This window comes from Clostridium sp. Ade.TY (assembly GCF_000498355.1).
Taxonomy (GTDB): domain Bacteria; phylum Bacillota; class Clostridia; order Clostridiales; family Clostridiaceae; genus Clostridium.
The window spans coordinates 58,178-70,640 of sequence record NZ_AVSV01000027.1 but is presented as its reverse complement, the minus strand read 5'-3'; the positions used below and the strand labels follow the sequence as shown (position 1 = coordinate 70,640).

Annotated in this window: 13 protein-coding genes and 1 tRNA gene; 4 read left to right on the top strand and 10 right to left on the bottom strand. The window is 28.7% G+C overall.

What is annotated here, in order from left to right:
* Positions 1 to 76 precede the first annotated feature (76 nt).
* Positions 77 to 706 carry an HD domain-containing protein gene (locus tag O212_RS0110025; protein WP_024614976.1) on the bottom strand — a complete coding sequence of 210 codons (630 nt, stop codon included), beginning with the start codon at positions 704 to 706 and terminating at the stop codon, positions 77 to 79.
* Between the two features lie 115 nt (positions 707 to 821).
* Here O212_RS0110025 and O212_RS0110020 point away from each other — a divergent pair.
* Positions 822 to 896: transfer RNA gene (locus O212_RS0110020), tRNA-Cys, on the top strand.
* A gap of 37 nt (positions 897 to 933) precedes the next feature.
* Here the strand turns inward: O212_RS0110020 and hslO are convergent.
* The 3 genes from hslO to O212_RS0110005 form a co-directional block, all read right to left on the bottom strand.
* Positions 934 to 1,815: an Hsp33 family molecular chaperone HslO gene (gene hslO, locus O212_RS0110015; RefSeq protein WP_024614975.1), complete on the bottom strand. Its 882-nt coding sequence runs from the start codon at positions 1,813 to 1,815 to the stop codon at positions 934 to 936.
* Positions 1,816 to 1,818: 3 nt separating this feature from the next.
* On the bottom strand, positions 1,819 to 2,565 hold the full coding sequence (locus O212_RS0110010; RefSeq protein WP_024614974.1) for a class I SAM-dependent methyltransferase: 747 nt from the start codon (positions 2,563 to 2,565) through the stop codon (positions 1,819 to 1,821).
* 92 nt (positions 2,566 to 2,657) lie between these two features.
* On the bottom strand, positions 2,658 to 2,909 hold the full coding sequence (locus O212_RS0110005; RefSeq protein ID WP_024614973.1) for a small, acid-soluble spore protein, alpha/beta type: 252 nt from the start codon (positions 2,907 to 2,909) through the stop codon (positions 2,658 to 2,660).
* A gap of 201 nt (positions 2,910 to 3,110) precedes the next feature.
* Between O212_RS0110005 and O212_RS0110000 the strand changes: the two genes are divergently transcribed.
* Genes O212_RS0110000 through dapB form a run of 3 tightly spaced genes read left to right on the top strand, consistent with a single transcriptional unit; the run spans position 3,111 to position 5,763 of the window.
* Entirely contained in the window at positions 3,111 to 4,100 is a 990-nt protein-coding gene (locus O212_RS0110000; RefSeq protein WP_024614972.1) for an aspartate-semialdehyde dehydrogenase, read from the top strand.
* A 23-nt stretch (positions 4,101 to 4,123) separates the two neighbouring features.
* The gene (gene dapA / locus O212_RS0109995) at positions 4,124 to 4,996 is read left to right on the top strand and encodes a 4-hydroxy-tetrahydrodipicolinate synthase (RefSeq protein WP_173391486.1); all 873 of its coding nucleotides are present in this window, start codon (positions 4,124 to 4,126) and stop codon (positions 4,994 to 4,996) included.
* An 11-nt stretch (positions 4,997 to 5,007) separates the two neighbouring features.
* A complete protein-coding gene (dapB, locus tag O212_RS0109990) occupies positions 5,008 to 5,763 on the top strand; it encodes a 4-hydroxy-tetrahydrodipicolinate reductase (protein ID WP_024614970.1) in 756 nt (251 codons plus the stop codon).
* Between the two features lie 40 nt (positions 5,764 to 5,803).
* On the opposite strand, the gene O212_RS0109985 is transcribed toward dapB, so the two are convergent.
* The 6 genes from O212_RS0109985 to O212_RS0109960 all read right to left on the bottom strand — a co-directional run bounded on the left by O212_RS0109985 (position 5,804) and on the right by O212_RS0109960 (position 12,035).
* A complete protein-coding gene (locus O212_RS0109985; RefSeq protein WP_024614969.1) occupies positions 5,804 to 6,295 on the bottom strand; it encodes a GNAT family N-acetyltransferase in 492 nt (163 codons plus the stop codon).
* An 88-nt stretch (positions 6,296 to 6,383) separates the two neighbouring features.
* A complete protein-coding gene (locus tag O212_RS0109980; protein WP_024614968.1) occupies positions 6,384 to 8,075 on the bottom strand; it encodes a peptide ABC transporter substrate-binding protein in 1,692 nt (563 codons plus the stop codon).
* Between the two features lie 73 nt (positions 8,076 to 8,148).
* Positions 8,149 to 9,132 (bottom strand): dipeptide ABC transporter ATP-binding protein, encoded by a 984-nt coding sequence (locus O212_RS0109975; protein WP_024614967.1) that lies wholly within the window; start codon positions 9,130 to 9,132, stop codon positions 8,149 to 8,151.
* Complete coding sequence (locus O212_RS0109970; RefSeq protein ID WP_024614966.1) at positions 9,119 to 10,138, bottom strand: ABC transporter ATP-binding protein; 1,020 nt, start codon at positions 10,136 to 10,138, stop codon at positions 9,119 to 9,121. The genes O212_RS0109975 and O212_RS0109970 overlap by 14 nt, the downstream gene beginning before the upstream one ends.
* A gap of 14 nt (positions 10,139 to 10,152) precedes the next feature.
* A complete protein-coding gene (locus O212_RS0109965) occupies positions 10,153 to 11,094 on the bottom strand; it encodes an ABC transporter permease (RefSeq protein WP_024614965.1) in 942 nt (313 codons plus the stop codon).
* A gap of 14 nt (positions 11,095 to 11,108) precedes the next feature.
* Entirely contained in the window at positions 11,109 to 12,035 is a 927-nt protein-coding gene (locus tag O212_RS0109960) for an ABC transporter permease (RefSeq protein WP_024614964.1), read from the bottom strand.
* Between the last annotated feature and the right edge of the window lie 428 nt (positions 12,036 to 12,463).

Here is a 12,463-nt window from a genome sequence, read left to right as displayed (position 1 = left end):
TATAGTACGTTTTTTAATATAAAATGTTTCTTTTTATATAACAAAAGCTATAAATTATTATTTTATAGCTTTTTATTTACCAATTTATATTTATGTTGTATTTTTCCATAAAACCTTCTATATCTTTTACTACATTCTCCTTATCTTCTTTATTTAATCCCCCTCTTCCCAGTCTATCGCATAAAAAAACTAAGGATATATCATTTAGGTCAACTTCTTTAACCATCTTTTCTTTATTTCCAAAATGTAAATCTTTGCTTATATATAAAAAATGCATATGATATCTTATTAAATTTTCTACTTTTTCTATGAATTCATTATCTTTTACACCTAATTTAATAAAAAATTCTTTAGCTTCAATAGCACCAACATTATCATGATTATATGAAGTCCATTTTCCCTTTCTAAGTTTTGTTGTTTTTATTTTTCCTATATCATGTAATAATAGAGCCCACATAAAACATTTTTTATCATTAGAATATTTTTTATAATAAGCCCCATTATCTATAACAAGCATTGTATGATTCCATACATCACCTTCCGGATGATGTATTTGTGATTGAGGTATATCCTTTAATTTTTTAAGTTTATCAAATGGTTCTAAATCCAAATTTCCTTTTAAAAACATATCTTCAAAATACTTTGATGGTTCTTTATTTTTTATTAGTTCATCAGTTATTTTGTTAAAATTTAAAACTTCATTCATTCTTACTTCCTCCCTTCTCAATTTATTTTATCCATTAATATATTTTAAAATGTATTTTATTTTTAAATATATTTAGTAATCTTTTATAAGTTTTTGCATATAATTTAATATATAAGGCGCTGTAGCCAAGTGGTAAGGCAGAGGTCTGCAAAACCTTTATTCCCCAGTTCAAATCTGGGTGGCGCCTCCAAAATAAAAAAGAGAACTTTTAAAGTTCTCTTTTATTTTTATTTTATTTTTTCAATTAACTCTCCAATTTCATCATGAGTTATTTTATATTTTTTATTACAGAAGTTACAAACTATTTCTTCATCTTTGCCTTCATCATATATCTCATTAAGGTCTTTTGCTCCGATACTTATTAAAGCTTTTTCTATTCTTTCCTTTGAACAATCACATTTATATTCAGGTTCAATCTCTTCTAATATTTTAGGATCCATATCTTCAAATATTTCTTTTATAATATCTTCAATTGTTTTTCCTTCTTCTATAAGTGTTGTTATAGGTTTCATATCTTGAAGTCTATATGTTATAACATCTGCTAAAAGTTCATCAGCATCTGGCATCATTTGAATTATAAATCCACCTGCTGCTTTTATTGATAAATCTTTATCCACTAAAACGCCAAGTGCTACTGCTGATGGTGTTTGTTCTGATACAGTAAAGTAATAAGCTAAATCTTCTGCAACTTCTCCTGTGTATATAGGAACCTGTCCAACATATGGATCTTTAAGTCCCATATCCTTTATTACATATAATAACCCATTTTTACCAATAGCTCCGCTTACATCAAGTTTTCCATTTTCTTTTAATGGAATATCAACTTTTGGATTTCCAATAAATCCTTTAACAGTTCCATTTGAATGAGAAGTTACTGTTACTCCATTAACAGGACCTCCACCATTCATTCTTAACGTTATAGCCTCTTTTTCTGATTTTAATTGTACTCCCATTAATGATGCAGCTGTAAGCATTCTTCCAAGAGCAGCTGATGCAACTGGTGTACATTCATGAAGTGCTGTTCCTTCATTTACTAAGTTAGTAGTTATTCCTCCTATAAATCTAACCATTCCATCTTTAGCTGTACCTCTTATTATTTTATCTTTCATGTACTATACCTCCATATTCTTTTTAACTACATATAATATTCTTTCTGATAAATCTGATACATTTTTATCTGTATATCCTTCAAATTTACCTAATACACATAATCCTGACTTATTAAGAAGATCTTCTATAAACTTTTCTTTATAAGCTCTTTCAAAATGTTCTTCTTCAAATCTTTCATACAAATCACCATCTTTTATAAAGAAAGTTAAATACATACTAGTTATTTCATCTTCAAAAGTATTTTCCCATGAGTAAAATACATCTTCTGAATTATATGTATAAATATTGTTTCCTAATATAGTGGAAAGCTTATAATATGAATTTATATCAAATATAAATATACCATCATCTTTTAAGTGATCATAAACTCTTTTAAAGTAACTTTCAATATCAACATCTTCTAATATATAATTTGTTGAATCTAAAACAGAAGTGATAAGATCAAATTTATGGTTTAAAGAAAGTTCCGTCATATCTTGGCACACAACTCTACTTTTAATACGCTCTTTTTTAAATTTCTCAAAAGCTTCTCTGAGCATATCTTCTGATAAATCAACTGCAAAGGAATTCTTAAATTCTTTAGCCAATCTTAAGGAAACATTTCCAGTTCCACAAGCTAAATCTAAATAATCATCATTATTAATTTTATATTTAACTGCTAATTCCTTAACTCTACATGCTATTTCATCATAATTAATATCTTCATTTATTAATTCATCATATATTTTAGCAAACTCACCATATGCCATAATATTCCCCCATTCACTTATATAAACATTATAACTTATATTATAATTAATTATAAATTTAGTCAAACTAATTAATTACAAATTATGAACATTTATTTTCTACCTAATATTTGATCATTTGTTGGTATGTGTAACTTTTTCTTTCTGCTTGTCATTATTCCTCCAATTCTACCTGTCTCTTCTGCAGTTAATGAAGACCATCCCCCTTCATCAACTTTATCTTTTAGTCCTAATTCTTCTGCTATTTCATATTTTATTTTTTCTCTTAACTTTTCAGCTTCTGTAAGTTCTCTATTAGATTTTAATTTAGATTTTATAATTTTTTTTAAAGGTGTTTTACTCAAATAAATCCCTCCATTCTTTTAAATTATTTTATCCAAATTATTTTAAAATAATGTATATAACCTCAATATATTTATTAAGACTCTTTTAACAATGTATATTTTGATTTTATTTCTTATTATAAAACTTGATATTTTTTTAATAAATATTTATAGTTATTGTATACATATATTGAATAGATATATAAAATTGGAGGGATTAAATTGTACAATGTTGCAGTAGTCGGTGCTACCGGTAATGTCGGTAGAAAAATGTTAAATATTTTAGAAGAAAGGAACTTTCCTATAGATAACCTTTATCTTTTTGCTTCAAAAAGATCTACTGGTAAAAAGGTTGAATTTAAAGGAAAAGAATATACTGTAGAAGAAACTTGTGATTCAAATATATTATCTAAAAAAATTGATTTCGCTCTATTTTCAGCTGGTGGAGATACTAGTTTAACTTTTGCTCCAGTATTTGCTAAAAATGGTGCTATAGTTATTGATAACAGTAGTGCTTGGAGAATGGACCCTAAAGTTCCTCTTGTTGTTCCAGAAGTAAACCCTGAAGATATAAAATGGAATAATGGAATAATAGCTAATCCAAACTGTTCAACTATACAAGCTATGCCTGTTTTAAAAGCTATAAATGATAAGTATGGATTAAAGAGAGTAATATACTCTACTTATCAAGCTGTTTCAGGTGCAGGTATGCAAGCTATTGAAGATTTAGAAAATGGTGTACAAGGAATAGCACCTAAAAAATTCCCTAAGCCTATCTTTGGTAATGTATTACCTCACATAGACGTATTTTTAGAAAATGGATACACTAAAGAAGAAATGAAGATGATAAATGAAACTAGAAAAATTCTTCATATTGATGACTTAAAAATAACTGCTACAACAGTTAGAGTTCCTGTATTAAATGCTCATAGTGAAAGCATAAATGTAGAAACTATAAAGCCATTTGAATTAAAAGACGTTATTTGTGCACTAGAAAACACTGATGGTGTTAAAGTTTATGATGATGTCGATAATCTTGTATATCCAACTCCACTTGAAGCATCTGATAAAGATGATATATTTGTTGGAAGAATAAGAAGAGATTTTAGTATTGATAATGGTTTAAACCTTTGGGTTGTAGCTGATAATATAAGAAAAGGCGCTGCTTTAAATGCAGTTCAAATTGCTGAATTAATAATAAAAAATAAATAGAATTGGAGGATTTTATTATGGCAATTTTTGAAGGATCTGGTGTTGCTTTAATTACACCATTTACAGAAACAGGCGTAGATTATGATAAATTAAAAGAAATTTTAGAGTGGCATGTTAAAGAAGGTACTGATTCTATAATAATATGTGGTACTACTGGTGAAGCAACTACAATGACATTAGATGAAAAAAAAGAAGTAATAAAATTTACTGTTGATACTATAAATGGAAGAATTCCTGTAATTGCAGGTACAGGATCTAATAACACAAAAGCTTCTATTGAAATGAGTAAGTATGCCGAAAGCGTTGGAGTTTCAGCAGTACTTGTGATTACTCCATATTATAATAAAACTAATCACAAAGGTCTTTTAAAACATTTTGAAGCTATAAATAATGCTATAAATATACCTATAATTCTTTATAATGTACCAAGTAGAACTGGAATGAATATTACTCCTAGTACTTTAAAAGAATTATCTACATTTAAAAATGTAGTTGCTATAAAAGAAGCAAGTGGAGATTTAAGCCAAGTTGCTAAAATGGCAGAAATATGTGGAAATACAATAGACATTTATTCAGGAAATGATGATCAAATAATCCCTATTATGTCTCTTGGCGGAAAAGGTGTAATATCAGTTCTTGCTAATGTAATTCCTAACGAAACTCACAAAATGACAAAAATGTATTTAGAAGGTAAATGCCACGAAGCTTCAAAAATGCAATTAGAGTATTTAAATCTTGCCAATTCTCTTTTCTTAGAGACTAACCCTATACCAGTTAAAACAGCTCTTAACTTAATGGGATTAGAAGTTGGACCTTTAAGACTTCCTTTATATGAAATGGATGATGCTTTAAAAAATCAATTAGAAGATACTCTAAAAAAATACAAATTAATCTAAGGAGATTTTAAATGGTTAAATTAATAATAAACGGTATATCTGGTAAAATGGGAACTGTTATATGTAATGTAGCAAAGGATTTTAAAGACATTGATATAGTTGCAGGAATAGATAAGTTTCCAAAAAAAGATTCTAATATGACAATATTCTCTTCACCTAATGAAGTAAATATAGAATATGATGTTTTATTAGATTTTTCAAGAGCTGATGCATTAAAAGGATTATTAGACCTTACTGAAAAAACTAAAAAGCCACTTGTTATATGCTCAACTGGTTTTTCAGAAGAAGATTTAAAACTTATTGAGGAAAAGAGTAAAACATTACCTCTATTTAGATCTGCTAATATGTCTCTTGGAATAAACTTATTAAATTCACTATTAAAGAAAGTAGCTCCATTGTTATATGGAAACTATGATATAGAAATAATAGAAAAACATCATAACCAAAAAGTTGATGCTCCAAGTGGAACCGCTCTTCTTTTAGCTGATACTATTAAAGATTCTTTAAAGGATGAAACTAAATATGTATATGGAAGAGAAGGACAGCATAAACGTGAAAAAGAAGAAATAGGAATACATGCAATACGTGGTGGCTCAATTGTTGGAGATCACGATGTAATCTTTGCTGGAACTGGAGAAGTTATTGAACTTTCTCATAAAGCAATATCAAGAGATGTTTTTGCTGTAGGTGCTTTAAAAGCTTGTGAATATATGAGTACTATAAAGAAACCTGGACTTTATAACATGGATAATGTTATAGGTTTATAATAAAAAAGATAGACAAAGAATAATCTTTGTCTATCTTTTTTCATAATATTTTACTCATATAATATTCATCATAATATATATCATCTTTTAAAATTGATTTTTTCTTTAATCCTTCAACCTTAAATCCAACTTTTTTATATAAATTTATGGCTATAGTATTGTTGCATACTACTGTTAGTTCAAGCCTTTTTATACTATTTTCATTTGCCCAAACAAACAACTCCTCAAATAGTTTTCTTCCTATTCCTTTTCCCCTATATCCATCTCTAATTCCAATTACATTATAAGATACATGCCTTATCCTATTATATTTCCCTCTAAAAGAGCTTAAATACCCTATAAGTTCTTCACCTTTAAACGCTCCAATAAAAATTGAATCTTCAATACTATTTGATAGAATTTTATGAACTTCTTCTTCTGTTATATTTCTCTCTCCATCATCAAAAAGCATATATTCACTTTCTTTATCTAATGCACACAATAATTTATGAAGCTTTTTATAATATCTTCTATTAAGTCTTTTAACTTCCAACCCCTAATTTCCTCCTATATATAAATAGTTATATTTATATATATAAAAAGGAAGCAAGAATTATAATCTTCTTGCTCCACTATTTTTATTAATGTGCTTCTATATATGCTTGATCAAAATAAATTTGTCCAAGCGCTGATGCTCTATAACCTTTAACATAACTTTGCGCTCCATATACTTTAGTATAATCATATAATGGAATTACTGGCATTTCATCTAATAATATTTTTTCAGCTTGTTTCATTAATTCAAATCTCTTACTTGGATCTGATTCAACTTTTGCCTTTTTAATTAATTCATCGTATTCTTTATTTGAGAAATGTGCATCATTATTTCCCCAACTATTTTTATCTCCATCATTTCCACTAACCCACATATCTAAGAATGTCATAGGATCTGCATAGTCTGCTGACCAACCATGTCTTGCAATTTCATATTGACCGTTTTGTCTTGTATTTAAGAACACTGCCCACTCTTGGTTTTTAAGTTCTACATTAACCCCAATATCCTTCCAGTTTTGCTGAATAACTTCCATTATAGCTTTATGTGCTCCTTCTGAATTGTACATTAATTCTAAAGTTGGTATTCCTTTTCCGTTTTCGTATCCTGCTTCTTTTAATATTTTCTTAGCTTCTTCAACATTTTCTTGTTGCTTTTTTGGATCAAATTTATTATTTTTAAAATCTTTTCCATTTGGATCTTTAATACCTGCTGGAACAAAACTAGCTGATGCAACCTGACCAGCTTTAGTAACATTTTCAACTATAGACACTCTATCTATAGCTAATGAAAGTGCTTGCCTAACTTTCTTATCTGAAAGTACTTTTTGTACTTCTTTATCTAATTTATCTAATCCATTATTTACATTTACACATAAGAAATATGTTCCAAGATTTGGATAAATATTAACTAGACCACTTGCCTGTCCATCTTCTATTCTTTCAGTTGGAACATTACTTATAACATCAAAATCTCCTGATTCTAATGATGCATATGAACTTGTTTCATCCATAGCCATTTTATAAACTAAAGTTTCAAGTTTTATATTATCTTTATTCCAATAATTTTCATTCTTTACAAAAGTATAAGAATCTTTCATTTGGAAATCAGTTAACTTGAAAGGACCATTTGACACATAAGTTTCTGGCTTGTTTATCCATTTTTCTCCATGCTCTTTTATTATATCCTCTCTTACTGGCATATATGTTGGAAATGCCATAAGCTCTATAAAATATGGAGTTGGTGAATTTAAAGTTACTTCTAAAGTCTTTTCATCAACTACTTTAATTCCAAGATCTGCTTCTTTTACTTTTCCTTCATAAAACTCCTTTGCATTTTTAATATAATAAAGTTGATATGCATATTCTGCAGCTGTTTTTTTATTAAGTGCCCTCTTCCATGCATATGCAAAATCATTTGCCGTAACAGACTTTCCATCTGACCACTTAGCATCATCTCTTAACTTAAATGTATAAGTTAATCCATCCTCTGATACTTTCCATTCTTTAGCAACACCAGGTACAGCCTTATCATTTTCATCTAATCTAGTTAATCCTTCAAATGCATTTCCTATTATTGTTGACCCATCAACAGCTGTATTTAGAGCTGGATCAATAGTTTCTACAACTGCCCCAACGTTGTAAGTAAGCTTTTGTTCTACTGCTGCACCATCCCCACTATTACTTTGGTCACCTGAACCTCCACAACCAGCAAAAACAGATGCACTTAATGCTACAGCTAGTGCTACAGCACAAAGTTTTTTGATTTTACTTAATTTCATTTTTTATCCCCCTTTTTATATAGTTATAATTAAATTATCAATTAGATAATAAATTACCTTAATTATTATATTATTATTCATTAAATAAGTGACAAGAAACAAAATGCCCTTTTTCGACTTCTTTAAGAACCGGCTCTACTTCACTACATATATCCATAGCATACATACATCTTCCACAAAATCTACATCCCGGTTTTGGATCTATAGGAGATGGTATATCTCCTGATAATACTATTCTATTATTCTCTTTAGCCAATTTAGGATCTGGTATAGGTACAGCTGATAAAAGTGCTTTAGTATATGGATGCTTCGGTCTTAAATACACATCATCACTAGGTCCTTTTTCAACCATTTGCCCTAAATACATTACTCCTATATGCGTTGATATATGCTTAACCATTGATAAATCATGAGCAATAAATAAATAAGTAAGCCCAAGCTCTTCTTGAAGCTCTTCTAGCATATTTATAACTTGTGCTTGAATAGAAACATCTAACGCCGATATTGGCTCATCACAAACTATAAATTCTGGTTCTACAGCAAGAGCTCTTGCAATACCGATTCTCTGTCTTTGCCCACCTGAAAATTCATGTGCATATCTATTTATATGACTTCCATTGAGCCCAACTTTATCAAGTAAATATCTTATTCTATCTTCTCTCTCTTTACCTTTATATAATCCATGAATATCAATTGCCTCACCAATTATATCTCCAACTGTCATTCTTGGATTTAATGATGCATATGGGTCTTGAAATATCATTTGCATCTTCCTTCTTAAAGGAATCATTTCTTTTTCAGATTTATTTGTTATATCTTCACCATTAAAAATTACATTTCCACTTGTTGGTTCATATAACTTCAATATAGTTCTGCCTGTTGTAGTCTTTCCACATCCTGACTCTCCAACAAGACCTAAAGTTTCTCCTCTTTTTATAGAAAAAGAAACATTATCAACTGCTTTAACATAACTCTTTTTTGAAAAAATTCCTTTATTAGCTTGAAAGTATTTACAAAGATTTTTAACTTCTAAAATAACTTCATTATTTTTTTCCATTTTGCTTAACCTCCGTTTCTGATGTAACTTTAGGAGCATTTTCGTGACATAACCAACATGCTGAATTATGTCCATTTTCCAATTCAAACAATGGTGGTTGCTTATCCAAGCAAATTTTCATTGCATATTTACATCTTTCTGCGAAGGGACATCCTGTTGGTGGTTTTAAAAGGTCAGGTGGTTGTCCTTCTATAGGAATTAACTTTTCTCTAAGCTTACTTAATGGATTAGGAACACTATTTAATAATCCCCAAGTATAAGGATGCTTACTTCTATAAAAAATATCCTCTGCACTTCCTGTTTCAACTATTATTCCACCATACATTACATTTATTCTTGAACAAAGGTCTGCAACAACACCTAAATCATGAGTTATAAGAATTATTGATGTATTTAGCTTTTCCTTTAAATTTTTCATAAGATCTAATATTTGAGCTTGAATAGTAACATCTAATGCTGTTGTAGGTTCATCAGCTATTATAAGATTTGGTTCACATATAAGACTTATTGCAATCATAGCTCTTTGTCTCATACCACCTGAAAATTCATGAGGGTATTGTTTCATCCTACTTTCAGGACTTGGAATTCCAACTAAATCTAGCATCTCTATACCTTTTTTATATGCCTCTTTTTTTGATAAACCTTTATGCTTCATCAAATGTTCAGTAAGTTGAGTCCCTATTGTATACAAAGGATTTAAAGATGTCATAGGATCTTGAAATATCATCCCCATCTTATTCCCTCTTATTTTCTCCATTTCCTTTTCCTTATATTTACTTATATCTTCTCCATCAAATAATATTTCATCACATTCTATATTTGCATTTTCTGATAATAATTTCATAATTGACATCATTGAAACAGATTTTCCACATCCTGATTCACCAACTATTCCTATTGCTTCTCCTTTATCAACATAAAAAGAAATTCCTCTTACTGCTTTTACATCTCCTAAATGCGTATTAAAGGAGGTTTTAAGATTTTTAACTTCTAATAATTTACTCATAATTACCCCTCCTATTATCTTTGATGCTTTGGATCTAACGCTTCTGTTAATCCATCCCCTAGCATATTAAATGAAAGTATTATTAAACATATCATTGCTGCTGGGAAAAATAATTGATATGGATTTGTATATATAGCAGGCATTGCATCATTACATAAAGTTCCAAGAGATGCAAGAGGTGCATTAAGCCCTAATCCTATGAAGCTTAAAAACGCCTCTGTAAAAATTGCCTGAGGAATTAAAAGCGTCATAGTTACTATTATTGAACCCATACAATTTGGTATTAAGTGCCTAAATAATATTCTCTTTTTAGATGCCCCTAATGTTTTGGCAGCAAGAACAAATTCTTGTTGTTTTAATTGAAGAATATCTCCTCTTACTATTCTTGCCATACCAACCCAATAAGAAATAGAAAGAGCCAATATAATACTAAGTATTCCGGTTTTATCAAATGTAGTATCCTTTAATACAGCCATTATAATAACAACATATATAGTTGTTGGAATTGAATAAAGACAATCAACTATTCTCATCATTATATTGTCAATTTTCCCACCAAAAAATCCAGATACTCCTCCATATATAACTCCAATAAAAAGATTTATAACAGCTGCTGCTCCTCCAATAATTAATGAGTATCTAGCACCCATCATAACTCGTACAAACAAATCTCTTCCAAGCTTATCTGTACCAAAAAAATTTGTTGCATTAGGTCCTAAATCTTTTAATTTTAGATTTTGTGCATCGTATTTAAAAGGAGACACTATAGGTACTACTATAGCAAGGATAACTAAAACAATTATAATTATTAAAGATATTAATGCCACTTTATTTGCTTTTAATCTTCTCCAAGCATCACTCCAATATCCAACACTTGGTCTTATATTTTTCTCAAAAGTTTTTTCCTCTTGTGATACAGGAGCAAACATACTTTTATCAAATTCTAAATTTTCCATATACTATGCCTCCTTTATCCTTCAACATCATCTAGTTTTATTCTTGGATCTATAATTACGTATAATATATCAACTAACAAATTGCATACTACAATTAATGTACAAAAGAATACTACAACTCCAAGCAATGCAGTATAATCTCTATTTGTTATAGTTGATACAAATTCATTTCCAAGACCTGGTATAACAAATATTTTTTCTACAACAAATGATCCAGTTAAAATTGATGCTATAAGTGGTCCTAAATATGTTACAACAGGAATAAGTGAATTTCTTAAAGCATGTTTAAATATAACAACTTTACTACTTAAACCTTTAGCTTTAGCTGTCCTTATATAATCTGATTTTAATACATCAATAAGTTTACTTCTTGTAAGTCTTGTTATAAATGCCATTGAACTTCCTGCTAATGCAATAACTGGCATAATATAAGAGCTTGGCCCTTTTAACCCAACAGCAGGTAATAGCTTCCACTCAACTGTAAAGAAATAAATAAGTACTGCTCCTATTACAAAGCTTGGTACTGTTATACCTAAAGTAGATATAAACATACATACCTTATCTGGCCATTTTCCCGATTTTAATGCTGATACTACACCAAGTAGAGTTCCAATTGCTAAGGAAAATACTACAGCAACAATTCCAAGTCTCGCAGATTTTGGAAAAGAATATTCTATTGTTTCTTTTACTTCTCTTCCTCTAAATTGCATTGATTCTCCTAAATCACCTTTTAATAAATTTTTCATGTAAATCCCATATTGTTCGCTTAAAGGCTTGTCTAATCCATATTTTTCATTTAATATAACTTTCATTTCAGGTGTTACTTTTTCACCATCAAACGGTCCTCCTGGCATTGCTCTTACCAAAAAGAATGTTATAGTAACAACTGCCCATATTGTTAAAATACTAGTAAAAACTCTTTTTCCTATGTACTTTAGCATTTTACCCCCTCCATTCCATTTTTGTAATAAATATACATCTATCTGTTATTAATAATTATATTATATATAGTCGTTTTGTCAATTTATTATAACAATTTTTATAGTATTTTATTATTAATTCATTAAAGATAATCCAATTTTATTATTATTTAGTTAATTGATATTATTATTTTTGAATACGTTTACTATAACTTATATGGCTATTTTGTAAATATTTTTTGAATTTCAATTCATTTTCATTTCGCTATATTTATTACAAATTTTGTAAAAATATTTTTTATTTTAATATATTCATTTTCAAATACACATTTGCATTTTTGTTCGTAGTAAATATACATTTTGAAAGTTTATCTTTTTAAACTTTTATTTTTTCACCAATAAACTTATCTAAATTACATATAAAATTTATTTTTTGAATTAATATTTAC